At 72.7% G+C, this 24,319-nt stretch carries 23 protein-coding genes; 19 read left to right on the top strand and 4 right to left on the bottom strand.

The window, feature by feature from the left end:
• Positions 1-142: 142 nt before the first annotated feature.
• From E6U81_RS17680 to E6U81_RS17695, 4 genes are all read left to right on the top strand, one after another.
• Positions 143-1,339 carry an aromatic ring-hydroxylating dioxygenase subunit alpha gene (locus E6U81_RS17680; protein WP_168714654.1) on the top strand — a complete coding sequence of 399 codons (1,197 nt, stop codon included), beginning with the start codon at positions 143-145 and terminating at the stop codon, positions 1,337-1,339.
• Between the two features lie 86 nt (positions 1,340-1,425).
• Entirely contained in the window at positions 1,426-2,643 is a 1,218-nt protein-coding gene (locus tag E6U81_RS17685) for a class I SAM-dependent methyltransferase (RefSeq protein ID WP_136231050.1), read from the top strand.
• A 51-nt stretch (positions 2,644-2,694) separates the two neighbouring features.
• The gene (locus tag E6U81_RS17690) at positions 2,695-4,086 is read left to right on the top strand and encodes an activator-dependent family glycosyltransferase (RefSeq protein ID WP_136231051.1); all 1,392 of its coding nucleotides are present in this window, start codon (positions 2,695-2,697) and stop codon (positions 4,084-4,086) included.
• Positions 4,083-5,702 (top strand): FAD-binding protein, encoded by a 1,620-nt coding sequence (locus E6U81_RS17695; RefSeq protein WP_136231052.1) that lies wholly within the window; start codon positions 4,083-4,085, stop codon positions 5,700-5,702. Before E6U81_RS17690 ends, E6U81_RS17695 begins: the two co-directional genes overlap by 4 nt.
• 31 nt (positions 5,703-5,733) lie before the next feature.
• Here E6U81_RS17695 and E6U81_RS17700 read toward each other — a convergent pair whose 3' ends face one another.
• Complete coding sequence (locus tag E6U81_RS17700) at positions 5,734-6,852, bottom strand: nucleotide disphospho-sugar-binding domain-containing protein (RefSeq protein WP_136231053.1); 1,119 nt, start codon at positions 6,850-6,852, stop codon at positions 5,734-5,736.
• 160 nt (positions 6,853-7,012) lie between these two features.
• On the opposite strand from E6U81_RS17700, the gene E6U81_RS17705 reads away from it, so the two are divergent.
• From E6U81_RS17705 to E6U81_RS17720, 4 genes are all read left to right on the top strand, one after another.
• A complete protein-coding gene (locus tag E6U81_RS17705) occupies positions 7,013-7,783 on the top strand; it encodes an NAD-dependent epimerase/dehydratase family protein (protein ID WP_136231054.1) in 771 nt (256 codons plus the stop codon).
• Positions 7,780-8,985 (top strand): acyl-CoA dehydrogenase family protein, encoded by a 1,206-nt coding sequence (locus E6U81_RS17710; RefSeq protein WP_136231055.1) that lies wholly within the window; start codon positions 7,780-7,782, stop codon positions 8,983-8,985. Before E6U81_RS17705 ends, E6U81_RS17710 begins: the two co-directional genes overlap by 4 nt.
• Positions 8,982-10,088 (top strand): methyltransferase, encoded by a 1,107-nt coding sequence (locus E6U81_RS17715; protein WP_240803874.1) that lies wholly within the window; start codon positions 8,982-8,984, stop codon positions 10,086-10,088. The genes E6U81_RS17710 and E6U81_RS17715 overlap by 4 nt, the downstream gene beginning before the upstream one ends.
• A gap of 71 nt (positions 10,089-10,159) precedes the next feature.
• The gene (locus tag E6U81_RS17720) at positions 10,160-11,053 is read left to right on the top strand and encodes an alpha/beta hydrolase (RefSeq protein WP_136231056.1); all 894 of its coding nucleotides are present in this window, start codon (positions 10,160-10,162) and stop codon (positions 11,051-11,053) included.
• 13 nt (positions 11,054-11,066) lie between these two features.
• Here E6U81_RS17720 and E6U81_RS17725 read toward each other — a convergent pair whose 3' ends face one another.
• Together E6U81_RS17725 and E6U81_RS17730 are read right to left on the bottom strand one after the other, a co-directional pair.
• Entirely contained in the window at positions 11,067-11,687 is a 621-nt protein-coding gene (locus E6U81_RS17725; RefSeq protein WP_136231057.1) for a DsbA family protein, read from the bottom strand.
• 27 nt (positions 11,688-11,714) lie between these two features.
• Entirely contained in the window at positions 11,715-12,149 is a 435-nt protein-coding gene (locus E6U81_RS17730) for an ester cyclase (protein ID WP_031147011.1), read from the bottom strand.
• 248 nt (positions 12,150-12,397) lie between these two features.
• On the opposite strand from E6U81_RS17730, the gene E6U81_RS17735 reads away from it, so the two are divergent.
• From E6U81_RS17735 to E6U81_RS41075, 11 genes are all read left to right on the top strand, one after another.
• The gene (locus tag E6U81_RS17735) at positions 12,398-12,748 is read left to right on the top strand and encodes an antibiotic biosynthesis monooxygenase family protein (RefSeq protein WP_136231058.1); all 351 of its coding nucleotides are present in this window, start codon (positions 12,398-12,400) and stop codon (positions 12,746-12,748) included.
• Positions 12,748-14,028, top strand: coding sequence for a beta-ketoacyl-[acyl-carrier-protein] synthase family protein (locus E6U81_RS17740; RefSeq protein WP_136231059.1), 1,281 nt, complete (start codon positions 12,748-12,750; stop codon positions 14,026-14,028). The genes E6U81_RS17735 and E6U81_RS17740 overlap by 1 nt, the downstream gene beginning before the upstream one ends.
• On the top strand, positions 14,025-15,245 hold the full coding sequence (locus tag E6U81_RS17745) for a ketosynthase chain-length factor (RefSeq protein ID WP_136231060.1): 1,221 nt from the start codon (positions 14,025-14,027) through the stop codon (positions 15,243-15,245). Before E6U81_RS17740 ends, E6U81_RS17745 begins: the two co-directional genes overlap by 4 nt.
• 8 nt (positions 15,246-15,253) lie before the next feature.
• On the top strand, positions 15,254-16,039 hold the full coding sequence (locus E6U81_RS17750; RefSeq protein WP_136231061.1) for an SDR family NAD(P)-dependent oxidoreductase: 786 nt from the start codon (positions 15,254-15,256) through the stop codon (positions 16,037-16,039).
• A gap of 38 nt (positions 16,040-16,077) precedes the next feature.
• Positions 16,078-17,031, top strand: a complete 954-nt coding sequence (locus E6U81_RS17755; protein WP_136231062.1) for an aromatase/cyclase — start codon at positions 16,078-16,080, stop codon at positions 17,029-17,031.
• Positions 17,031-18,347 (top strand): activator-dependent family glycosyltransferase, encoded by a 1,317-nt coding sequence (locus E6U81_RS17760; RefSeq protein WP_136231063.1) that lies wholly within the window; start codon positions 17,031-17,033, stop codon positions 18,345-18,347. The genes E6U81_RS17755 and E6U81_RS17760 overlap by 1 nt, the downstream gene beginning before the upstream one ends.
• Positions 18,340-19,125: an SDR family oxidoreductase gene (locus tag E6U81_RS17765; RefSeq protein WP_136231064.1), complete on the top strand. Its 786-nt coding sequence runs from the start codon at positions 18,340-18,342 to the stop codon at positions 19,123-19,125. The genes E6U81_RS17760 and E6U81_RS17765 overlap by 8 nt, the downstream gene beginning before the upstream one ends.
• Before the next feature lie 64 nt (positions 19,126-19,189).
• Positions 19,190-20,476, top strand: a complete 1,287-nt coding sequence (locus tag E6U81_RS17770) for a P450-derived glycosyltransferase activator (RefSeq protein ID WP_136231065.1) — start codon at positions 19,190-19,192, stop codon at positions 20,474-20,476.
• A gap of 202 nt (positions 20,477-20,678) precedes the next feature.
• Positions 20,679-21,563: an ABC transporter ATP-binding protein gene (locus E6U81_RS17775; protein ID WP_136231214.1), complete on the top strand. Its 885-nt coding sequence runs from the start codon at positions 20,679-20,681 to the stop codon at positions 21,561-21,563.
• Complete coding sequence (locus E6U81_RS17780; RefSeq protein ID WP_030957368.1) at positions 21,560-22,414, top strand: ABC transporter permease; 855 nt, start codon at positions 21,560-21,562, stop codon at positions 22,412-22,414. The genes E6U81_RS17775 and E6U81_RS17780 overlap by 4 nt, the downstream gene beginning before the upstream one ends.
• A 169-nt stretch (positions 22,415-22,583) precedes the next feature.
• Positions 22,584-22,808 (top strand): helix-turn-helix transcriptional regulator, encoded by a 225-nt coding sequence (locus E6U81_RS41075; protein ID WP_037631637.1) that lies wholly within the window; start codon positions 22,584-22,586, stop codon positions 22,806-22,808.
• A gap of 120 nt (positions 22,809-22,928) precedes the next feature.
• On the opposite strand, the gene E6U81_RS17790 is transcribed toward E6U81_RS41075, so the two are convergent.
• On the bottom strand, positions 22,929-24,221 hold the full coding sequence (locus tag E6U81_RS17790; protein ID WP_136231067.1) for an activator-dependent family glycosyltransferase: 1,293 nt from the start codon (positions 24,219-24,221) through the stop codon (positions 22,929-22,931).
• Positions 24,222-24,319: the final 98 nt, after the last annotated feature.

Consider the following 24,319-nt stretch of genomic DNA (forward strand, 5'->3'; position numbering starts at 1 on the left):
CTAGAGGAACGCCGGAGACCGGCTGGACGCGCGGGTCCCCGGAGCCGCTCGCGGGCCCGGTCCCCGCTGTCGAGCAGGCTTCGAATCCCCCCTGCCAGGGTCGGGGCACCACGGACCCGCGGCACAGGTTGGAGTCCCCACCGTGAGCACAGGAACGAGCACAGACCGGACCGCCGACGGGCGCGCCGGCTCCCCGTCGGCAGAGGTCGCCGAGCTGCTGGACGTACTGCGCGGCTACCTGGACCACGCGCCCCGGCTCAGTCTGCCGCCCCGCGCCTTCACCTCGCCCGAGCTGTACGAGCTCGAACGCACCCGCGTCTTCGGACGCTCGTGGGTGCTCGTCGCGCACCGCGACGAACTCGCCGAGACGAACAGCTACGTATCGGTCGACATCGCGGGGGAACAGATCCTGGTCACCCGCGACGCGGACGGCACGCTCCACGGGATGTCACCGGTCTGCCGGCACCGGATGATGCCGCTCGTCGAACCCGGCGCCAGGGGACGGGCCGACTCCTTCACCTGCCCGTACCACCTGTGGCGGTACGGGCTCGACGGCCGCCTCATCGGCGCCACCCACATGCGCAGGAACCCGGACTTCGACCCGAAGGACTGCAGACTCCCCGCCTTCGCCGTCGAGGAGTGGCACGGCTTCGTGTACGTCAACCTCGACGCGGCCGCGGCCCCCCTCGCCCCCGAACTGAAGCGCATCTCGGGCGACCTGACCAACTACCGGCTCGACGGGATGGCGCAGCTCGGCTCCTGGAGCGAGGAGTGGGCGTGCAACTGGAAGGTCGCCGTCGAGAACGCCCACGAGAACTACCACGTCATGGGCTTCCACCCGGAGACCCTCCAGCAGTCGACGCCCGGCGGGTCCGACACGGACGTACGGGTCGACTCCCCGTGGGCGCTGCGCCTGCTCGTCCCGTTCACCGAGCCGCAGGAGGCCTACGCCCTGCCGCTGACGGAGACGGAGAAGGCCCACCTGTACGGCATCTTCGTCTTCCCCGCGGCGAGCCTGGCCGCGGCGGGCGAGATGGTCATCTGGCTCAGCCTCATCCCGCAGACGATCGACCGGACGCTGGTCCGCGGCGGCATCCTCGTGCCGCGCGCCGCGCTGGAGGGCGCCGACCTCGACGAGATGCGCCTGCAGGCCGAGACGTACGCCGGAATGATCAACAGCGAGGACCGCAACGGCCTGGAGGCCGTCCAGCGGGCGGTGGGCTCCCGCTTCGCCGCACGCGGCCACCTCAGCCCCAAGGAACCCGGCGTCCTGGCCTTCTACCAGAACCTGGCACGGGCCCTGCTGCGCGCCGACGACGACTGGCCGGGGGGTCTGTGAGCCCGCCCGCCGGGCACGTCCGCCCGCGCACGCCGTGACGATTCGCCACTCCGCTCATCCGCCACTCAAGGAAGAGGACACCCATCGTGCTCAGTTGTCGGATCTGCGGCGGTCGGCTGCACGAGTTCATCGACTTCGGACAGCAACCGCTCTCCAGCGGGCTCCTCGAGCCCGAATACCTCGGCGACGAGTTCTTCTTCCGGCTGGCCGTCGGCGTCTGCGGCGACTGCACCATGGTCCAGCTCACCGAGGAAGTACCGCGCCACCTGATGTTCAACAGCCACTACCCGTACCTGTCGTCCGGGTCCTCCGTCATGCGCAGTCACTTCGAGCGGACCGCCCGGCACTTCCTGGAGACCGAACTCACCGGGAAGGACGCCTTCCTCGTCGAACTGGGCTGCAACGACGGCGTGATGCTCCGCGCCCTGGCCGAGGCCGGGGTCCGCCACCTGGGCGTCGAACCCTCGCAGAGCGTGGCCGACATCGCGCGCCGCCAGGGCATCCGCGTCGCCACCGAGTTCTTCCAGGAGTCGACGGCCGCCGACATCCGCAAGGAGGAGGGGCACGCCCAGGTCATCTTCGCGGCGAACACCATCTGCCACATCCCCTACCTGGACTCCATCTTCAAGGGGGTCGACGAACTGCTCGCACCGGACGGGGTGTTCGTCTTCGAGGACCCCTATCTCGCCGACATCGTCGACCTCGCCTCCTTCGACCAGATCTACGACGAGCACTACTACTTCTTCTCCGTCTCCTCCGTGAGCGCCATGGTCGAGCGGTTCGGCTTCGAACTGGTCGACGTGGAACGGCTCTCCGTGCACGGCGGAGAGGTCCGCTACACCATCGCCCGCGCCGGACGGCGCACCCCCGCGCCCGCGGTCGCCGAGCTGCTGGGGCAGGAACGCCTGCGCGGACTGTCGGAGCTCGCCACCCTGCAGGGCTTCGTGGCCCGAGTGGAGCGGGCCCGCGACGAGCTGGTCGCGCTGCTGCGCAGGCTGCGCGACGAAGGCCGCACGGTCGTCGGGTACGGAGCCACGGCCAAGAGCGCCACCGTCGCCAACTACTGCGGCATCGGACCCGACCTGATCTCCTTCATCTCCGACACCACCCCGAACAAGCAGGGACGGCTGACACCGGGCTCGCACATCCCGGTGCGGTCCCGGGCCGACTTCGAGAACCCCTACCCCGACTACGCCCTGCTGTTCGCCTGGAACCACGCCGAGGAGATCATCGCCAAGGAACAGCAGTTCCGGGCCTCGGGCGGCAAGTGGATCCGCTACGTCCCGGACGTCCGCGTGCTCTGAGCGCGCCCGCGCCCACAGCACGCGAACACGCCGGCCGAGGAAGGGTGCCCGATGCGGGTCCTGTTCACCACACACACAGCGAAGTCCCATCTGTTCGCACAGGTCTCGCTGGCCTGGGCACTGCGGGCGGCCGGCCACGAGGTCCACATGGCCGGCCAGCCCGACCTCGCCGACGACATCACCCGCACCGGCCTGACGGCCGTGACGGCCGGAGCCGCGCTCGACCTGGCGGCCCAGATGGAGTCGTACGAACAGCACGAGCACGAGCACGGACACGAGCACGACGGGTCCGGGGACGGCACAGCGCAGGACCCGGGAGCCTGGGAGGCGGCCGGCGGCGGGGACGACTACCGGGCGATCGCCGAGCGGTACGCGTACTGGACGGACATGACCGAGATCCGTCCGCAGAAGCTGTCGTACGAGTACATGCACGGCGTCTTCACCGCCATGACCACCCAGGTGTTCCAGCAGTACTCCGCACCCGCGATGATCGACGACCTGGTGCGCCACGCCCGGTGGTGGCGGCCGGACCTGGTCGTCTGGGACCCCCTGACCTTCGCGGGTCCCGTCGCCGCCCGGGCCGTCGGCGCGGCCCACGTCCGGCTCCTGTTCGGCCTGGACCTCATCGGCCGGATGCGCCGCCCCTACCTCGACGCGCTGCGCCGGCTGCCGCCGGCGCAGCGCGAGGACCCCATGGAGGAGTGGCTGGGCGAGACCGTGCGGCGCCACGGCGGGGAGTTCGGCGAGGACCTCGTCGTCGGGCAGCGCACCATCGACCCGCTCCCGCCCGCCCTGCGCCTGCTGGACGGACCGGACCGCATACCCATGCGCTGCACGCCCCACAACGGCAGCTCCGTCCTGCCGGCCTGGCTGCGCGAGCCGCAGCAGCGCAGGCGCGTCTGCCTCACGCTCGGCGTCTCGCACCGCGAGCTGCTCGGCGCCGACCGGCTCCCGCTCCGGGAAGTGCTCGCGGCCCTCGCCGGAATCGACGCCGAGGTGGTGGCCACCCTGAACGCCGCCCAGCTCGCGTCCGTCACCGAACTTCCGGACAACGTCCGCGTCGTGGACTTCGTACCCCTGGAGACCCTGCTCCCCAGCTGCTCCGCGGTGATCCACCACGGCGGAGCGGGCACCTTCAACACCGCGCTGAGCTGCGGAGTGCCCCAGCTGATCCTGCCCGACGGAGTGTGGGACACCGACCACAAGGCCCGTCTGCTGGAGGAGCACGGAGCCGGTATCCGGGTCGCGCAGCCCGAGAAGGCCGACGCCGCAACGCTGCGCGGCATGCTCACACGGCTGCTGGAGGAGCCCTCCTTCGCCCGGGCGGCCGCCCGGCTGCGCGACGGGACCAGGGACATGCCCGCGCCCAGCGCCGTCGTACCCGTCCTCGAAGAGCTCGCCGCCGGGCGAGGACCGCACCAACGACAGGGAGAGTGGCAGTGAAGGACCTATCGCGCCGCGGATTCATCGCGGGCGGCGTCGCGGCCGGAGGCGCCGCGGCGCTCACCGCCGCCGGCACGGGAACGGCCGCGGCGGACACGACCGCCGCCGGGTGCTTCCCGGCGCCCCCGGCCAAGGACATCCGCCCGGGCGACCCCCGCTACGCGGAGCTGACGGCCAGGGGCTACAACGGGCGGTTCTCCGGACGCCCGGAGTCCGTACGCCTCGTCCACCGCGCCGAACAGGTGGTCGCCGCCGTGGACGACGCCCTGCGCACGGGCCGGCGGATCGCCGTCCGCAGCGGCGGACACTGCTTCGAGGGCTTCGTCGACGACCCGGCCGTCCAGGTCGTCGTCGACGTCTCCGAGATGAAGTCCGTCCACTACGACCCCCGGCACAACGCCTTCGCCATCGCGTCCGGCGCGACGCTCGGCGAGGTCTACCGCACCCTCTACCTCGGCTGGGGAGTGACCGTCCCGGCGGGTGCCTGCCCCGGCGTCGGAGTCGGCGGGCACATCGCGGGCGGCGGGTACGGAGGGCTGTCGCGCCACCACGGCTTCGTCGCCGACCACCTGTACGGCGTCGAGGTCGTCGTGGCGGACCGCCCCGGCCGGGCCCGCCTGGTCACCGCCACCCGCGACCCCGCCGACCCCCACCACGACCTCTGGTGGGCCCACACCGGCGGCGGAGGCGGCAACTTCGGCATCGTCACCCGCTATCTGATGCGCTCGCCCGGCGCACACGGCGACGACCCGACGACCCTGCTGCCCCGGCCCCCGGCGACGATCCGCTCCATCACCATCGGCTGGTCCTGGGAGGACATGACCGAGGCGGCCTTCGTACGGATCCTGCGCAACCACGGCACCTGGCACGAGCGGGAGTCCGCCGCGAGTTCCCGCTACGCACCCCTCAGCGCGTGGCTGATCCTCAACCACCGGGCGAACGGGCGGTTCACCCTCGTGGCCAACGTGGACGGCTCCCTGCCGCACGGCGCGAAGCTGCTCGACGAGTACGCCGCGGCGATCACGGCCGGCAGCGGAGTGCGCCACGAGGCCGAACAGGCGACCGCGCTGTGGATGAAGTCCACCCTGACCACCGACCCGTACGCCGGCGGCGGGTACCCCTTCAAGTCCAAGGCCGCCCTCCTGCGCAAGGCCTGGACCGAGACCCAGATCCGGACCCTGCACCGCTACCTGACGAGCTCCGGCGGCGAGCACCAGGGCTCGGCCGTGTACCTGTCCACCCTCGGCGGCAGGATCAACACGGTCCCGGCCGCCGCGACGGCGATCCCGCACCGCGACAGCCTCTTCAGCGCCTCCTACGAGACCTCCTGGTGGCCCGGGATCTCCGGCGACGAGCAACTGGCCTGGGTGCGCGGGCTGTACCGGGACCTGTACGCGGACACCGGAGGCGTTCCCGTGCCCGACGCCGCGAACGGCGGGGCCTACATCAACTACCCGGACGTCGACCTCGCCGACCCCCGGTGGAACACCTCCGGGGTGCCCTGGCACACCTTCTACTACCGGGACAACTACCTCCGGCTCCAGCAGGTCAAGGCCCGCTGGGACCCGGCGGACGTGTTCCGCCACGCGCTGTCCGTCCGGCCGCCGGGCCGCTGACTCGCCGACGGCGCCCGCGGCCCGCGGCCCCTCAGACGAGGGACTCCAGGCGCCCGACGAGCGCGGCGGGGGACGGCATCGCCGCCGCCTCGTCGCGCACCTCGGCGGCCGCCGCCCGCATCCCCTCGTCCTCCAGCAGGGCCCGGAACTCGGCGGTGCCGACGGCTCCCGCCGACGCCCCGATCGCGATGCCCCGCTCGACGACCGCGCGCTCGTTGTCCTTCTGGTCCGGGCTGAGCGGCATCACGCACTGGGGCACGCCCACGGCCATCGCGACCGCCGACGTGCCCGACCCGCCGTGGTGGATCAGCCCGTGGCAGGTCCGCAGCAGCGGGCCCAGCGCGAGCCAGTCCACCGTCCGTACATTGGGCGGCAGTTCGCCCAGCAGCGACGGGTCGCCGCCGCCGAGGGTGACGACGAACTCCGCGTCCGTGCCGGCCGCCGCGGCGACGAGCGGCGCCAGCACGGCGAGCCCGCCCCACAGGCCGGCGATCGACCCCAGCGTGACCGCGATCCGGGGCCGTCGCGGCGGCTCCAGGAGCCAGCCGGGCAGCTCGCCGTTGCCGTTGAAGGGCACGTACCTCAGGGGCACGTCGCCCTGCGCCCGCACCCGCTCCGGAAGCAGCTCCAGCAGGCTCGGCGGTATCGAGTTGAGCCGGAGGCCGGGCGCCGGCACCGGTGCGACGTCGTGCCGCACGTAGTGCTCCTTCATGTGATCGCGCATCAGACCGGCGATGCGGGGCGCGCTGTCGGCCGGGCCGGTGACCACCGACACGGCGGGCACGCCGAGTACCCCCGCCACCAGCGGGCCGGCGCCCTGGAGCGGCGAGTGGACGACCAGGTCCGGGGACCAGCCGCGGGCGACCTCCAGCAGCCGGTCCACGGTGACGCCCGACACCCGGGCGAAGAGTGCGGCGACGAACTCGTCCCCGCCGTCGACGCTGAAGTCGATCTCCTCGGGCCGGAACACCGTCGCATAGTCGAGCCCGGGGGTCACATCGACGACGTTGACGCCCGCCGCGGCCACCGCGCCGACGTCACCGCCCTGGGCGAACAGCACGTCGTGACCTGCGGCGGTCAGCGCGTGCGCCAGGGGCACCGACGGGAAGATGTGCCCCAGCCCTGGGGAGTTGACGAACAGGACGCGCATGGGGACTCCTCGCCTCATGAAAGGGGTGGGGTGCTGGTGCCACCCTCCCCCCGCGTCCTTGAGGGCTCACGGAGCCTTGTTGAACACGCCCTTCGAGCGTCTTTCGACACCCGGCTGCCAGGGTCGGTGCCCCCAGCGAGCCGAAGGACTGCCTTGTCAGATGGAGATCATCGGGAACGGGTTCCTCGCACGACATCTCGCACCGCTCTCGGCCGGACATCCCAAAGTGACGGTGCTGGCCGCGGGCGTGCCCACGCACCCGCTGCCCGACGCCGAGCACCGGCGTGAGGCCGCGCTCGTCGAAGACGCGGTCCGGGACTGCCTGCGCAGGGACCGGATGCTCGTCTTCTTCTCCACCGTCAGCATGTACGGCGGTCCGGGCGGCGCCGGCGACGAGGACGGCCCGGAGGTCGCCTCCACCCGCTACGGTCAGCACAAGCTCGACCTCGAACGGCTCGTCAAGGCCTCCGGGGTGCGCCACCTCGTCCTGCGGCTGGGCTACGTACTGGGCCCGGACGAACCCGGTTTCCGCCTCCTGACGGCGCTCGTCACCCAGGTCCTGGCCGGACGGGTGCGCGTCCAGCGCGGAGCCCGCCGGGACATGGTCCACGTGGCCGACTTCACCACCGTGGTGGACGCCCTGCTCCGCACCGGGGTGTGCGACGAGACCGTGAACGTCGCGTCCGGGGACTGCGTCGAGGTCGCCGACGTCGTGCGCCACCTCGAACGGCGCCTCGGGGTCACGGCCCAGTGGCAGGTCACCGACGACAGCATCGAGCACTGCCCCTCGGTACGGAAACTGCGGCGGCTGGTGCCCGGGCTCGAACGGCTGGGATTCGGGCCGGGATACCACCGGTCCGCCATCGACCGATATCTGGCGGCGACGCGTCCCGCGGACGTCATCCGGAGGAAAAGGACGGAAACGCCATGACGGCGGGAGACCTGACCGAACCGCGCACACCCGAGGGCCACGAACTGCTGGAGGTCCTCGACCGGCACCTGCCGGACCTCGCTGCCGGCGCCGCGGAGCACGACCGCAACGCGGCCTTCCCCCTGGACGCGGTCCGCCGCATGGGCGCCGACGGCGTCCTCGGCGCGACCGTGCCCAGGGAGTTCGGCGGACTGGGCGTCACCAGCGTCCACGACGTGTGCCTCGCCGTGAAACGCATCGCCGAGGCCGACGCGGCCGTCGCCCTGTCGCTGCACATGCAGTTCAGCCGCGGGATCACCATGTCGTACGAGCGCGAGCACTCGGCCGGCACCGGGCGCGCCCTGGCCGAGCGGCTGCTGCGGCTCATGGGCGGCGAACGGGCCCTGATCAGCGGCGCCCTCAAGGACGCGGGCGTCACCACCGAGCTGGTGCCCGCGGACGACGGCGGCTGGCGGCTCACCGGCCGCAAGATCCTGGTCAGCATGGCCCCTTTCGCCACGCACGTCGTCGTCGCGGCGCAGACACGCCCCGCCTCGGGGCCCGCACGGTTCGCCTCCGCCTTCCTGCCCGCCGACACCCCCGGCCTGAAGGCGCCGGACACCTGGGACGGCATGGGCATGCGGGCTTCCGCCAGCACCGAGGTCGTCTTCGAGGACTGCCCCGTCCCCGCGGCCGACGTCTTCCTGCGCGGACCGGTCGGCGTACGCAACGACGCCGCGATGGCCGGCCAGACCGTCAGCTCCATCGGACTGCTCGGCGTGTACGCCGGGATCGCGCAGGCCGCACGGGACTTCGCCGTCGCCGGCATCGCCCGGCGCGGCGGACAGCCGGCCGCGGCCGTCCGCACCCTGGTGGCCGAACTCGACGTGAAGCTGTACACGCTCCGCACGGTGCTCGCCGCGGCCCTGACCAACGCCGACCACCACGCGCACCGCACGGCGGTGGACCCCGACGAGCGCGGCCGGCTGATGATGGCGCCCTTCCAGTACGCGAAGCTCGTCGTCAACCGCACCGCCGCCGAGATCGTCGAGGACAGCATGACCCTCATGGGCGGGGCCTCCTTCATCACGGGCCACCCCCTGTCCCGCCACTACCGGGACGTCCGCGCCGGCTGGTTCATGCAGCCCTTCACCTACGCCGACGCCGTCGACCACCTGAGCGCGTACGCGCTCGGCACCGAACCGGAGGGCAGCACGTCGTGAGCGGCACGAGGAACGGGACCGCAGGCGGCGCCGACCGGCAGCAGCAGCCGGTGGAGGACGGACCCGCGGCGGAACGGCCCGTCGACACCCTGGTGCGCATGTCGAACCTGGTGACCCCCATGGCGCTGCGGGTCGCCGCCACCCTGCGCCTGGTGGACCACCTGCGCCGGGGCGCCACGAGCCCCGAGGACCTCGCCCGGGCGACCGGGGCGGACGCCGACGCCCTGTCCCGGCTCATGCGGCACCTGGCCGCCGCCGGCGTGCTGGAGGAGAGCGCACCGGGCCGCTATGCCCCGACCCGTCTCGGCGACCTGCTCGCCGAGGACGACCCGTCACGGCAGCGCTCCTGGCTCGACCTGGACCAGGCCGTCGGCCGCGCGGACCTGACCTTCCTCGACCTGCGCGAGGCCGTGCGCACCGGGCGGCCGCAGTACGAGGACCGCTACGGCAAGCCGTTCTGGACGGACCTGTCCGAGGACGCGGAACTCGGGGCGTCCTTCGACACCCTGATGACGACCCGGGAGGACGCCGCCTTCGCCGCGCCCGTCGCCGCCTACGACTGGAGCCGGGCCCGGCACGTGCTCGACGTGGGCGGCGCGCCGGGTGGGCTGCTCAGCGCGATCGTGCGGGCCGCGCCCGGCGTGCGCGGCACCCTGCTGGACCTGCCGGGAGCGGCGCGGCGGGCGCGCGAGCGCATCGCCGCGGCCGGTCTGGACGAGCGCATCGATGTCGTCGCCGGCGACTTCTTCGACGAACTGCCGGTCTCCGCCGACGCCGTCGTGCTGTCGTTCGTCCTGCTCAACTGGTCGGACGCGGACGCCCTGCGGATCCTGGCGCGCTGCCGCGACGCCCTGCGGCCCGGAGGCCGGATCGTCCTGCTGGAGCGGGCCGAGGCCCCGGCCGGGGGCACGCGGACCTCCGACCTGTACTTCAGCGTGCTCGACATGCGCATGCTCGTGTTCCTCGGCGGCCGCGTCCGCACCGACCGCGAATGGGCCGCCCTGGCCGACGCCGCCGGTCTGCGGATCGTCTCCAGGTCCGGGCCGCTCGTCTCGCCGAACGTGCCCCTGGACTCCTGCCTGTGGGAGCTGGCCCCGCACTGAGCCCGTCCCCGACCACCACGACCGCCCACCCACGGAACCAAGGGGTTCCGGCAGCCGAGAGGGATACCGAAGTGGCAGAACGTATCGTCACGTCGAAGGACGTGCAGCTGTGGAGCGAGGACTTCGGCGACCCCGCCGCCCCCACCGTGCTGCTGGTGACGGGCGGGAACCTCACCGCGATGAGCTGGCCCGCCGAGTTCGTCGAACGGCTCGTCGCCGACGGGCTGCACGTGATCCGCTACGACCACTGGGGGGTGGGCCGCTCCACCGGCTGGGACCCGGCCGAGCGCCCGTACAGCTACCTCCGACTGGCCGCCGACGCCGTCGCGGTGCTCGACGGCTGGGACGTCGAACGGGCCCACTTCGTCGGCATGTCGATGGGCACGGTCCTGTGCCAGCTCGTCGCGCTCGACCACCCGGGGCGGATGCTGAGCATGTCGATGATGCTCGGTGGCGCACTCGACGTGGACTTCCCCGGCAACATCCGCCGCGCCTTCGCCGGCGAGCCGTCCGCCGACGGACTGCCCCTGCCCCAGGAACGCTTCCTCCGGGCGCTGGCCGTCATGAACGAGGAAGTGGACGGACCGGAGGCGGAACTGGAGCGGCGGGTGCGCCGCTGGAAGCTGTTCTCCGGCGACGGGACCGCCTTCGACGAGGCCGACTTCCGGCGTTGGGAACAGCAGGCCATCGACCACTCCGGCGCCCTCACCGAGCCGCAGGTGCACTACGCGGTGCAGCCGCCGCCCCGGGAGCGCGCGCCCGAGCTGCGCGACGTACGGGTCCCCACCCTGGTGATCCAGGCCATGCAGGACCCGATCGCGCCCCCGCCCCACGGCCGCCACCTCGCCGGTCTGATTCCGGGCGCGGACCTGGTCGAGATCGAGTGCATGGGCCACGCGCTGCCGCGCTCGGTGCACGGGCCGCTCGCCGAGGCCGTGCTGAGGCACGTGCGCCGGGGCGGATGACCGGCCGTCCGCCTCAGTCGGCGAGCTCGAACCGGGGCTCCTCGGTCCGGGTGCGCTTGACCTCGTAGAAGCCCGGAACACCGGCCATCAGCAGCAGGCCGTCCCACAACCGGCCGGCCGTCTCCCCCGTGGGCGCGGGGGAGACGACCGGACCGAAGAAGCCGACCCGTTCGCCGCCCGGCCGGACGACCGACACCACCGGGGTGCCGATGTCGCCGCCGGCCAGCGCGACGGCCTGCGCGTGCGAGGACCGGATCGCCCCGTCGTACTCCGTGGAGCCGGCGACCTCCGCGATCTCCTCCGGCAGCCCGGCATCGGCCAGGGCCCCCGCCAGGTTCCCCCAGTCGCCCTGGAGGTGGAAGCGGGTGCCCATCGCCGTGAGGAGGTCACCGAGCGCCTGCCGGCCGAACCGCTCCTCGACCGCGGCGCAGACCCGCACCGGCGCCCACATGTAGTCCTCCCACTCGCCCTCCGGGTTGTCGTCCCGGTGCTCGTTGAGGACCGACAGGCTCATCACCCGCCAGTGGACGGTCACCGGCCGCACCTTGGTGACCTCCACCAGCCACCGCGAGGTGATCCACGTGTACGGGCAGACGGGGTCGAACCAGAAGTCCACGGTCTGCTGTTCGGTCATCGATCGGCGCTCCTCACACGGCTCTCCCTAGCGGCGCCAGCCGTCCGGCTCCGGCCACGGCTCGCCGAGCTGGCGGTACGTGCTCTGGTACTCCGGCCAGTCCCGGTGGTCCCTGATCCTGCCGTCGACGACGCGCAGCAAGTGGATCTGCTCCCCGGAGAAGCGGCGGCCGGTCGGCGCGATGCCGACCATGGGGCCGACCTGACGGCCGTAGAGCACCAGGTAGGCCCGCACCCAGTCGCCCCGCTCCTCGATCCTGACCTCCTCCAGATGGGCTTCCTCGGAGAAGGTCTTGCGCACCCAGGCTACCGCCATGGCGAACGCGTCGGGCCCTTCACCGAGCCCGTGCTCGATCGTGGCCGGATTCAGGTACTCCGGGTGGATGAACTCGTGGACGTCGTCGGTCCTGCCGGTGTTGTACGCCGCGATCATCCGCCGCACGGCTTCGATGTTCCGACTCACTGGGTGCCTCCGACTCTCGGTGTGCTCGTTGCCGACGAGCATCCCAACACCCTGATCGGCAGCGGATCGACGTTCGCTCGACCCGTCCCTCCACGGTCCCTCCACGTCCTCTCCACGGCCGCTCGACCCCCGACCGGCCACGGCGGAGGCCGGTCCAGGCGCTGTTGAGCGGGCTGCGAGACCCGACGCCCACGTTGGACGACGCCACATCGTCACAGCCCGACGCCGGACCTGAAAAGAGGCGTGAGATGCAACCGAACGACCTTGATCCCAGCGGGAGCGGGGTGGTCACCTTCATCAACAGATTCACCGTGCACGCCTCGCCGGAGGAGTTCGAGAAGGCCTTCGCCGCGACCGGACGGCACCTGGCCGGCCGGGACGGATTCCTGCAGTACACGCTGCACCGCCACGCCGAGGATCCGACCCGATGGGTCAACATCGCGCACTGGCGCGACGCGCGGTCCTTCCGGGCCGCCGTGGGCGCCCCCTCCTTCCCCCAGCACGTCGCCCGGCTGCGGGAACTGAGCACGAGCGAGCCCGGTCTGTACGTCCCCCGGCAGTACGTGCCGGCGGAGCGGGCGGCGACGGAGGGCCTGTGATGGCCGCCTCCACGGGCCGCCGCGTCGTCATCACCGGCATCGGGGTCGTCGCCCCGGGAGCCGTGGGGCGCAAGCCCTTCTGGGACGCCCTGACCGCCGGGCGCACCGCCACCAGGAGGATCACCTTCTTCGACCCGGGCCCCTACCGCTCGCAGATCGCCGCCGAGGTCGACTTCGACCCGCTGGCCGAGGGACTGACCCCGCAGCAGGTCCGGCGGATGGACCGCGCAGCGCAGTTCGCCGTGGTGAGCGCCCGCGAGGGCGTCGCCGACAGCGGGCTGGACCCCGCGGAGCTCGACCCCGCGCGCACCGGTGTCGCCATCGGCAGCGCCGTGGGCGCCACCATGAGCCTGGAGGACGAGTACTCCGTCGTCAGCGACGGCGGCCGGCACTGGAACGTGGACGCCTCCTACGCCGGGCGCCACCTCTTCGACTACTTCGTGCCGAGCTCGATCGCGGCCGAGGTCGCCCGGGACGTCGGCGCCGAAGGACCCGTGTCGCTCATCTCGACCGGCTGCACCTCAGGCCTCGACTCGGTGGGGCACGCGGTGGAGCTCATCCGGGAGGGCACGGTGGACGTCATGGTGGCCGGCGCCACCGACGCCCCGATCTCGCCCATCACCGTGGCCTGCTTCGACGCGATCAAGGCGACCACGCCGCGCAACGACGAACCGGGCGTCGCCTCACGGCCCTTCGACCGGACCAGGAACGGCTTCGTCCTCGGCGAGGGCGCCGCGGTTTTCGTCCTGGAGGACGCCGAGCACGCCCGCCGACGGGGCGCGTACGTGTACGCCGAGATCAGCGGCTTCGCCTCCCGCTCCAATGCCTTCCACATGACCGGACTGCGCCCCGACGGGCGGGAGATGGCCGAGGCGATCCGCGTGGCGATGCTGCGGGCCGGAGTCGCCCCGGGAGACATCGACTACGTCAACGCGCACGGCTCGGGCACCCTCCAGAACGACCGCCACGAGACGGCGGCCTTCAAGAGGGCGCTGGGCCAGGACGCCTACCGGGTGCCCGTCAGCGGCATCAAATCGATGATCGGCCACTCGCTGGGGGCGATCGGCTCGCTGGAGATCGCGGCCTGCGCCCTCACCATCGAGCACGACACCATCCCGCCCACCGCCAACCTGCACGAAGCCGACCCCGAATGCGACCTGGACTACGTGCCGTTGACCGCGCGCCGGCAGCCCGTGGACACCGTGCTGACCGTGGGCAGCGGCTTCGGCGGCTTCCAGAGCGCCATGGTGCTGCGCAGCCCGGAGAGGGCGGCGTCATGACGTCCACCGCTGTGATCACCGGCATGGGCGTGCTCGCGCCGACCGGCCTGGGCGCGGACTCCCACTGGAGCCGCACACTGGCCGGCCGGGCCGCGATCGGCCGGATCAGCCACTTCGACGCCGAGCGCTACCCGAGCCGGCTCGCCGGCGAGATCGCCGGCTTCGATCCGCGCGAACACGGCATCCCCAGCCGGCTGCTGCCGCAGACCGACCACATGACCCGGCTCTCCCTGGTCGCCGCAGAATGGGCGATCAAGGACGCCGGGGTGGACCTCGCGACGATGCCCGAGTACGGCGTGGGCGTGGTCACGGCCAGCTCGGCCGGCGGATTCGCCTTCGGCCACCGGGAACTGCACAACCTCTGGAGCAAGGGACCGGAGCACGTCAGCGCCTACCAGTCCTTCGCCTGGTTCTACGCCGTCAACACCGGCCAGATCTCCATCCGGCACGGCCTGCGCGGCCCGGGCGGCGTGGTCGTCACCGAACAGGCCGGCGGCCTGGACGCCCTGGCCAAGGCCCGCCGCCAACTGCGCGACGGCGTCCCGATGGTGATCGCGGGCGGCGTCGACGGCTCCCCGTCGCCCTGGGGCTGGGTCGCCCAGCTGGCCGGCGGCCGCATCAGCACCGCCGACGATCCCGAGCGCGCGTACCTGCCCTTCGACGAGGACGCCGCCGGCCACGTACCGGGCGAGGGCGGCGCGCTGTTCGTCCTGGAGACCCCGGAGTCGGCACGCGCCCGGGGCGTGTCGTCCTGGTACGCGGAGATCGCCGGCCAGGCGTCCACCTTCGACCCTGAGCCCGGCAGCGGCCGCCCGTCCACCCTGCGGCGGGCCGCCGAACTCGCCCTCGACGAAGCGGGGCTGGAACCGGGCGACATCGACGTGGTGTTCGCGGACGCCGCGGGCATCCCCGACCTGGACCGCGCCGAGGCGCAGGCCATCCGCGAGCTCTTCGGCCCGCAGGGCGTCCCCGTGACCGCCCCCAAGACGATGACCGGCCGGCTCGGCGCCGGCGGGGCGGCACTGGACCTGGCGACGGCCGTGCTGTCCATCCGGGACGGGGTGATCCCGCCGACGGCCAACGTACGCCGCCCGGTCGCCGAGTACGGCATCGACCTGGTCCGCACCCCACGCCGCGTACCGGTGTCCGCAGCGCTCGTGCTGGCCCGGGGACACGGCGGCTTCAACGCGGCCGCGGCCGTGACCCGACAACGATGAGGAGAGACATGCCCGCCCAAGACGACCGCCATGCCCTGGTCACCGGTGCCACCAGCGGCATCGGGCTCGCCATCACCACCCTGCTGTGCGAACTCGGCCAGCGCGTGTTCATCTGCGCCCGCGACGAGGAGAACGTCGCGCTCACCGTCGAACGCCTCCGCGAGAAGGGGTACGAGGTCGCGGGCCGGGCGTGCGACGTACGCTCCACCGAACAGGTCGGCGCCCTCGTCCGGGCCGCCGTCGACCGGTACGGGCCCGTGGACGTGCTGGTGAACAACGCCGGCCGCAGCGGGGGAGGCCCCACCGCGCAGATCACCGACGAGCTGTGGCTCGACGTCATCGACACCAACCTCAACAGCGTCCTGCGGATGACGCGCGAGGCGCTCACCACCGGCGGCATGCTCGAACGGGGCACGGGCCGCGTCATCAACATCGCCTCGACCGGCGGCAAGCAGGGCGTGGTGCTCGGCGCCCCGTACTCCGCGTCCAAGCACGGCGTCGTCGGCTTCACCAAGGCGCTCGGCCTGGAACTGGCCCCCACCGGGATCACCGTCAACGCGGTCTGCCCGGGCTACGTGGAGACGCCGATGGCCCAGCGGGTCAGGCAGGGGTACGCCGCGGTCTGGGACACGACGGAAGAGGCCGTGCTGGAACGGTTCGAGGCGAAGATCCCGCTCGGCCGGTACACCACCCCGGAGGAGGTCGCCGGCCTCGTCGGCTACCTCGTCACCGACCAGGCAGCACCCGTCACGGCGCAGGCGATCAACGTCTGCGGCGGACTGGGCAGCTACTGACGGCCGTTCGAGGACCAGAGGACCAGGAGACCCGCACCATGACGAACAACCACCGAGCCGAGCACCGGATCACGGTGCAGGCACCCGCCCGCACCGTCTACGGCCTGATCGCGGACGTCGAATCGTGGCCGCGGGTCTTCCCCCCGACCGTGCACGTGGACGTCCTCGACCGGACCGCCGGTGCGGAGCACCTCCGCATCTGGGCGACCGCCAACGACGCCGTCAAGACGTGGACCTCGCGCCGCGTCCTGGACCCCGCGGGCCTGCGGGTGGGCTTCCGCCAGGAGGTGTCCCAGCCGCCCGTCGCCGCCATGGGCGGCGAATGGACCGTCGAACCGCTGTCGGACACCGCCTCGCTGGTCCGCCTGACCCACGACTTCCGGGCCGTCGACGACGACCCGGCGGGCGTGGAGTGGATCACCCGCGCCATCGACCGCAACAGCGACGCGGAACTGGACGCGCTGCGGCGGGCCGCCGAGCAGGCCCGCGGCACCGGCGCCGACGACCTGTCGCTCGAGTTCGACGACGTGGTCGAGGTGGCCGGCGATCCCGCCGACGTGTACGAGTTCCTCTACGACGCCCGGCGGTGGCAGGAGCGGCTGCCCCACGTGAACCGGGTCGAGCTGGAGGAGAGCACCCCCAACCTCCAACTGCTGGAGATGGACACGCTCACCCCGAACGGCGCCGTCCACACCACGAAGTCGGTCCGGGTCTGCTTCCCCGCGGCGGCCATCGTCTACAAGCAGCTCAGGACACCCGCCCTGATGGCCGTCCACAACGGCCTCTGGCGGATCGCGAAGAGCAGCTCCGGGTGCACCGTCACCTCGACGCACACGGTCGTCCTCGACCGGGACGCCGTCGTCCCCGTGCTCGGCGAGGGCGCGACGGTCGGGGACGCGCGCACCTTCGTCCGCGACGCGCTCGGCCGCAACAGCACGGCGACGATGCTGCTCGCCAAGGAGCACGCCGAGCGAGCGGCCCGGGAGCGCTGATGCGCGTCCTGTTCACCACCTTCGGCGCGCGCAACCACGTTCACGCCCAGGTCGCGCTCGCCTGGGCGCTGCGGGCCGCCGGGCACGAGGTCTGCGTGGCCAGCCACCCCGACCTCGCCGAGGTCATCGCCCGCACCGGACTGACCGCCGTCCCGGTCGGCCGCGAGCTGGGCGAGGAACGGCTGATGGAGGAGCTGCGGGAGCGCGAGGACGCCTCCCGCGAGACCTACGACGAGGACGCCCCGGACGCCCAGTTGCTGCTGGCGATGGACGAACTGCGCCCGGAGAGGCTGACGTACGACCACATGCACGGCGTGTTCACCGCGATGACCTCGGCCGTCTTCCAGAACTACTCGTCGGCCGAGATGATCGACGACCTGGTCGGATTCGCCCGAGGCTGGCGCCCCGACCTGGTGATCTGGGATCCGCTGACCTTCGCCGGAGCCGTCGCCGCCCGGGTCACCGGCGCGGCCCACGCCCGGCTCATGTTCGGGCTGGACCTGGTCGGCCGCATGCGCGAGAGCTACCTGGCCCAGGTGCGCCGACGGCCCCCCGCGCTGCGCGAGGACCCCCTGCGGGAGTGGCTGGGCCCGGTGATGGAGCGCTACGGGGGCGAGTTCACCGAGGACCTGGTGACCGGGCAATGGACCGTCGACCCCGTGCCGACCTCGATGAGGCTGCCGGCGGACCTGCCGTACGTACCGGTGCGCTGCATCGCCTACAACGGCCGGGGCAGCGTCCCGGACTGGCTGCGCGAGGCGCCCCTGCGCCCCCGGGTGTGCCTGACGCTGGGCGTCTCCCACCGCGAGGTGATGGGCGGCGACCAGGCGTCCGTCGGCGAGCTGATCGAGGCGGTGGCCGGACTGGACGTCGAGGTGGTGGCCACCCTGGACGCCCGCCAGCTGCGCGAGGTCGGCAGCCTTCCGCCCAACGTCCGCGCCCTCGACTTCGTCCCGATGGACGTGCTGCTGCCGACCTGCTCGGCGCTCGTCAGCCACGGCGGGTCCGGCACGGTGCACGCCGCGTTCCTGTACGGCGTCCCGCAGGTCCTCGTGCCGGGCACCATGTGGGACAACGCGATCCGCGCGGACCTCGTGCAGCGGTCGGGCGCCGGACTGCGCCTGGACGCGCAGGCCCTGACCGCCGCAGCCCTGCGCGACGCGCTCACCCGGGTGCTGACCGAGCCGTCCTTCACCGCCGCCGCCGAGCGGCTGCGCCGGGAGACCCTGGCCACCCCGTCCCCCAGGGACGTCGTCCCGCTGCTGGAGTCGCTCACCGCCGAACACCGCGACGACCTTGCGAGGAACCATGTCTGACGCAGCACCCCCGGCCCCGGCCACCTCCCCGGCCCCGCGGTCGGTCGTGGTCACCGGAGGCGGCTCCGGCATCGGCAGGGCCATCGCCCGCGCCTTCGCCGACGAGGGCGCGGCCGTCCTCGTCGTCGGCCGCACCGCCGCCGACCTCGCCGGCACGGCGAAGGGGTACGACACGATCAGGACGCTCGCCGTCGACCTCACCGGGGCCGGGGCGCCCGGGGAGGTCGTGGAGACCGCGGTGCGCGAACTGGGCGGGATCGACGTCCTGGTGAACAACGCCGCGGCCCTCGGCCACCGCGCCCTCGCCGACGTCGACCCCGAGCAGGTGGCCGCCCAGCTCGGCACCAACCTGGCGGTGCCCGTGCTGCTCACCCGGGCCGCGCTCGACGCCCTCGCCGCCGACGGCGGCGGCACCGTGGTCAACATCGGCTCGTCCGGTGCGCGGGGTTCCCGGGCCTGGCCGGGCAACAGCGTGTACGGCGCCGCCAAGGCCGCCCTGGACTTCCTCACCCGCAGCTGGGCGGTCGAACTCGCCCCGCGCGGCATCCGGGCCGTCGGCGTCGCCCCCGGGCTGGTCGACTCCGGCTTCGCGGAACGGGCGGGCATGTCGCCCGAACAGTACGACGGCATGCTCCACCACGTGGGCGCGCTGACGCCCCAGGGCCGTGTCGGCACCCCCGAGGAGATCGCCTGGTGGGTCACGCACCTGACCCGGCCCGAGGCCCGCCACCTGACCGGCGCCGTACTGCCGGTCGACGGCGGGCTCTCCCTGACATGAACCGGCACGACCCCCACAGCGGTACGGGACCACAACAGGCCCCCGGAGAGGCGGAGTCCAGCACATGGTGACCATGAACGAGAGCGAACTGGGCCGTGTGCTGCTCACGCACCGCGGCGTCCAGTGGATCATCGGCACGAAGGACGACCCGTACGCCCTGCTCGTGCGGGCCGCCGGAGACGACCCGCACCGGCTCGGCGAACTGATACGGGAACGGGGCCCGCTGTACCGGAGCAGCGCCGAGGCCTGGGTGACCGCCCATCACGAGGTCGCCGCGGCCGCGCTCGCCGACCCGCGGCTGAGCGTCCGCCACCCCGACGAGGACGCGCCCGCCGCGCAGGACGGGGAGGAGCAGCGCGAGCCCATGCCGTGGGAGGTGCCCGCGCTGCGCGAGATCCTTCCCTTCGGGGAGGCCTTCCTGACCGCGGGCCGTGCCGACTGCGAGCGCGTGCGCGAGCTGCTCGAACCCCTGCTCGGCGCGAAGGCGCTGGAACGCCGGCGGGCCGGAGCCGAGCAGGCGCTGCGCCGCGCCCTCGACGGGGCGGGCAGCGGCTTCGACCTCCGCACGGAGGTGGCCGACCCGTTCGCCGCCGGGATCGTGCGGGAACTCCTCGGCGTACCGGAGGAGGACCACGACCGCTTCGCGGCACTGTGCCGGGGCGCCGCGGGCCTCCTGGACGCCACGGTGTGCTCACCGCACCTGCGCACGGCACGCGAGCTGATCGCCTCCGTCGAGGGCATGGGCTCCCTGTTCGCCGACCTGATCGCGCAGCGGCGCGAGAAGCCCGGGGGCGACCTCGTCAGCGCCCTGCTGGCGGCGACCGACGAGGAGGAGGTGCGGTCGGTGTGCACCCTCCTGGCGCTCGTCGGGACCGAGCTGTCCGCGACCCTGTTCTGCGACGCGGTCGCGGAGCTGCTGGACCACCCGGCGCAGTGGCGGGCGCTGTGCGCGGACCCCCGACTCGCTGCGGCGGTGGTCGAGGAGACGCTGCGCCACGCCCCGCCCGTCCGGCTCGTCCCGCTGTACGCGCGCGAGGACCTCGAACTGGCCGGGACGCCCGTACCGGCCGGCGGCCAGGTCGTGGTGGCGGTCGAGGCGGCCGGCCGGGACTGCGCCGTGCACGCGGAGCCGGGCGCCTTCGATCCGGCCCGGGAACGGACCGCGGAGCCCCTGGCATTCGCCGAGGGCCTGCCCGTGTCGCTGTCGGCGCCGACGGCGCGGTTCCTCGCGGAAGCGGGGCTCCGCGCGCTCGCGGCCGAGGCCCCGGGCCTGCGTCCGGCCGGGCCCGCCCTGCGGCGCCTGCGGTCCGGTGTCACCGGGGCGGTCATCGAGATGCCCGTCGCCCGCTGAACCGATCCTCACGATGCGTGACGATCCCTTTGGTCATGTGACTTGTACGGGTCGTAGTAGAGATACTATCTTTGATCTAACAGGTCTGATCGAAAGGTAGGGGCCTATGGCGGAGTTAAGTGATCTGCGCGAGGCGAACCGGGCTGCGGGAGCACCGGACGGCTCGGCAGGCGAACGAGTGATCGACATCCGCGGACTGCGTATGCGGTACGGGTCCAAAGACGTGCTGAACGGTGTCGACTTCAGTGTCCGCCGGGGTGAGGTGCTCGCTCTGCTCGGGCCGAACGGCGCCGGGAAGACAACGACCATCGAGATCATGGAGGGCTTCCGGACGCGCTCGGCGGGTGAGGTCAGCGTGCTCGGCGTCGATCCGGCCAAGGGCGACGAGGAGTGGCGCGCCAGGCTGGGCGTCGTACTCCAGTCGTGGCGCGACCACGGCAAGTGGAAGGTCCGGGAACTGCTGGCCCAGCTGGGGGACTTCTACCGGCCCTACTCCACGGCCCAGCGGCCGCGCCCGCGCGACGTGGACGAGCTGATCTCCATGGTCGGCCTGGAGGAGCAGGCGGACCAGAAGATCGGGTCCCTGTCGGGCGGCCAGCGCCGCCGGCTCGACGTCGCGATCGGCATCGTGGGCCGCCCGGAGGTGCTGTTCCTGGACGAGCCCACTGTCGGGTTCGACCCCAAGGCGCGCCGCGACTTCCACGACGTGGTGCACCGGCTCTCCGACCTGGAGGACACCACGATCCTGCTCACCACGCACGACCTGGACGAGGCCGAGAAGCTGTCCGACCGCATCCTGATCCTCGCCGGGGGCCAGATCGTCGCGGACGGCAGCGCCGACCAGCTCGCCCGGCAGACGTCGGGCAAGGCGGAGGTCCGCTGGAGCCTGAGCGGCGAGCAGTTCGTCCACGCCACACCCGACGCCAGCACGTTCGTCCATGAGCTGTTCAAGCAGCACGGCGACCGGGTCCGCGACCTGGAGGTGCGCCGGGCCAGCCTGGAGGACACGTACATGACCATGGTCCGCCAGCACGAGGCCGGCCGGTCCGAAGAGGCGATCGCCGCGTTCCGGGAGGCAGGCCGATGAATCCCACCCTGTACGCCGTGCGGCTCGGCCTGCGCCGCGGCTGGACCGAGTTCCGGCAGAGCGTGACGTCGCCGGGCGACATCATCTACTACCTCTTCCTCGGGGGCGTCTTCCTCGGGGTGCTGTTCTTCATGCGGAACTCGACCGTGGAGGGCACCGACCTGTCCCTGGCGACGCTGACCATGCCGAGCATGATCGGTGGGCTGCTCGCCTTCCAGGCCCTCGGCGGAGCGGCGTTCGCGCTGGCCGCCGAGCGGGAGGACGGCACGCTGCTGCGGGCCAGGACCGTCCCGCAGGGGCTCGTCGGCTACATCGCCGGCCGGGTGCTGGGCATCGCGCTGAGTACCCTGCTCACCCTGGTCATCATCCTGGTGCCCAGCGTGTTCCTCTTCGACGACCTGATGACCGGGGACCTCGCCAAGTGGCTGAACCTGGTGTGGGTGCTGGCCCTCGGACTCCTCGCCACCCTGCCGATCGGCCTGATCATCGGCGCGATGGTGAAGAACCCGCGCGGCGCCAACACGTGGGGGATCTTCCCGACGATGGGCCTGATGGCGATCTCGGGTATTTTCTACCCGATCACCTCGCTCGCGGGCTGGCTCCAGGGCATTGCGCAGCTGTTCCCGGTCTACTGGGTGGGCCTGGGCACCCGCGCCGCGCTGCTGCCCGACGCGGCGGTCGCGGTCGAACTCGGCGACTCCTGGCGCAGGCCCATGACCGCGGTCGTGCTGCTCGCCTGGGCCGTCGTCGCGCTGGTGATCGCACCGAGGGTCCTGGGCCGTACGGTGCGCGGCGAGACGGGTTCGAAGGTCGAGGCCCGACAACAGGAGGCATTGAAGCGCGTTGGGTGACAAGGAAACCGGCGGCAAGCGCGCGTCGGCACGCCGGGGCACGTCGGCGGCGGAGCCGGAGACAGGAGCGGTGGCCCCGCGGTCCGGCGCCGGCACCGACACGCCCGCGGCGGGCTGGCGTTCGACCGGCGAGCAGGGCCGTCCGCGCGGCGGCGCCGCGAACGAGACGGTGCACAACCGCATCGCCGTGCTGCGGGTCGAGCGGGCCATCACGCGCAGGCAGCTCGCCGACGCCCTCGGGGTGCACTACCAGACGGTGGGCTACCTGGAGCGCGGCGAGTACAGCCCCAGCCTGCACCTCGCCCTGAGGATCGCGGAGTACTTCGAGGTACCGGTCGAGGTGATCTTCTCGACCACCCCGTTCCCCCGGATCGGGAGCACGCCGCCCGCGTAGGCGGCAGCACACCGCGGCCGTCGGGGCACGGACACCCGACGGCCGCGGTGCACGCGACCTCTCTAGTGCTGTGACCGGAAAGGTTCACCGTGTCGCGGCGCCCGGCAAACCTTTCCGGCCTCAGCACCAGTCGGTCCGGTGTTCGGCGGTGAGCCGCTCCAGGACCGGGACGATGTCGGCGGGCGACGGTGTGGCGACGATCTCCCGGCGGAGCCGCTCGGCGGCGGCACGGAACGACGGCTCCTCCAGCACCCGGACCAGGGCGGCACGCAGCCCCTGCGGCGTCAGCTCCTCCGGATCGATGCACAGCCCGGCGCCCGCGTCGCGCACCCGGTGCGCCTTGGGGACGTTGCACCACATCTTGGCCGGCACGATCACCTGCGGCACGCCGTGCGCCAGCGCGGTCTGGAGCGTGCCCGAACCCCCGTGGTGCACGATCGCCGCGCTGGTTCGCAGCAGCGCGTCCAGCGGGGCGAAGTCGACGACCCGCACGTTGTCCGGTACGCGCCGGCCCGGATCGAGCTGGTCCGCGGTGAACGTCGCGACCACGTCCACGTCCAGGTCCGCCACCGCCTCCAGCAGGTCGCCGACCGACGTCCGGTCGGCGCCGACCACCTCGCGGAACGACCTGCCGAGGGTCAGGCAGACACGGGGCCGGCGGGGCGGCGGCTCCCGCAGCCAGTCCGGGACCTGCGCCTCGCCGTTGTACGGCACGTAGCGCACCGGCACCGACGGCAGGTCGACCGGCAGCCGCAGCGACGGCGGAACGGGATCGATGGTCCACTGCCCCACGACCAGGTCCTCGGAGAACTCCCGGCCGTACCGCCGCAGGGTCCGGTCCATCCACTCCTCCAGTGGATCCTCCCGCAGCGCCGGCGGGAGTCCGGCCAGCCCCCGCCGGTAGTGCTGGCGCATCAGCCCGACCAGGTCCAGCCCGAACATCAGCCGCGCGTGCGCCGCGCCGCTGATGCGCGCCGCGAGCGCGCCGGGGTAGTACATGGTGTCCCAGACGACCAGGTCGGGCCGCCAGGAACGGGCGAAGTCGATCAGTTCCCCGGTGGTGTCGTCCGGCAGGGTGTTCTGGTAGACGAACGAGGTCCACGCGGTGAGGACCCCGTGGACATAGGGAAGCGTCAGCTTCTCCGGCCGGGTCTCGCTGATGTCGAGGACGTCCAGCCAGGCTTCGTCACGTATCTCGTCGGGCTCGTCGGTGTACTCCGGATTCATCGTGGCCGCGACGTCGAGGACCCCGCCGACCGCGACCGCGGTCAGGCCGGCGTTGTTGATGTCCTCGACCACGTCCGGCCGGGTGGCGACACGGACCTCGTGTCCCGCGGCCCGCATCGCCCACGCCAGGGGTACCTGGGTGTGGACGTGGGTGCTCGCCGGGAACGGCGTGAAGAGCACTCGCATGGGAGGTCACCCTGCCGGTGCCCGTTCGTACGGGACTCGAGGATTCCCGCAGCCCCGCACGAGCCCGCGTCCACGGGCCTCCAGCGAACTTCGAAGCC

Source organism: Streptomyces sp. A0592 (assembly GCF_004795115.1).
GTDB classification, from domain to species: Bacteria; Actinomycetota; Actinomycetes; order Streptomycetales; family Streptomycetaceae; genus Streptomyces; species Streptomyces erythrochromogenes.

Coding starts and splice junctions, on each gene's coding strand:
- E6U81_RS17690 (WP_136231051.1), top strand. CDS start 2,695: ATGCGGGTCCTGTTCACCACACACACAGCGAAGTCCCATCTGTTCGCA.
- E6U81_RS17700 (WP_136231053.1), bottom strand. CDS start 6,852: ATGCGCGTCCTGTTCGTCAACTCCCCAGGGCTGGGGCACATCTTCCCG.
- E6U81_RS17705 (WP_136231054.1), top strand. CDS start 7,013: ATGGAGATCATCGGGAACGGGTTCCTCGCACGACATCTCGCACCGCTC.
- E6U81_RS17710 (WP_136231055.1), top strand. CDS start 7,780: ATGACGGCGGGAGACCTGACCGAACCGCGCACACCCGAGGGCCACGAA.
- E6U81_RS17725 (WP_136231057.1), bottom strand. CDS start 11,687: ATGACCGAACAGCAGACCGTGGACTTCTGGTTCGACCCCGTCTGCCCG.
- E6U81_RS17735 (WP_136231058.1), top strand. CDS start 12,398: ATGCAACCGAACGACCTTGATCCCAGCGGGAGCGGGGTGGTCACCTTC.
- E6U81_RS17740 (WP_136231059.1), top strand. CDS start 12,748: ATGGCCGCCTCCACGGGCCGCCGCGTCGTCATCACCGGCATCGGGGTC.
- E6U81_RS17745 (WP_136231060.1), top strand. CDS start 14,025: ATGACGTCCACCGCTGTGATCACCGGCATGGGCGTGCTCGCGCCGACC.
- E6U81_RS17750 (WP_136231061.1), top strand. CDS start 15,254: ATGCCCGCCCAAGACGACCGCCATGCCCTGGTCACCGGTGCCACCAGC.
- E6U81_RS17755 (WP_136231062.1), top strand. CDS start 16,078: ATGACGAACAACCACCGAGCCGAGCACCGGATCACGGTGCAGGCACCC.
- E6U81_RS17760 (WP_136231063.1), top strand. CDS start 17,031: ATGCGCGTCCTGTTCACCACCTTCGGCGCGCGCAACCACGTTCACGCC.
- E6U81_RS17765 (WP_136231064.1), top strand. CDS start 18,340: ATGTCTGACGCAGCACCCCCGGCCCCGGCCACCTCCCCGGCCCCGCGG.
- E6U81_RS17770 (WP_136231065.1), top strand. CDS start 19,190: ATGGTGACCATGAACGAGAGCGAACTGGGCCGTGTGCTGCTCACGCAC.
- E6U81_RS17775 (WP_136231214.1), top strand. CDS start 20,679: ATGCGGTACGGGTCCAAAGACGTGCTGAACGGTGTCGACTTCAGTGTC.
- E6U81_RS17780 (WP_030957368.1), top strand. CDS start 21,560: ATGAATCCCACCCTGTACGCCGTGCGGCTCGGCCTGCGCCGCGGCTGG.
- E6U81_RS17790 (WP_136231067.1), bottom strand. CDS start 24,221: ATGCGAGTGCTCTTCACGCCGTTCCCGGCGAGCACCCACGTCCACACC.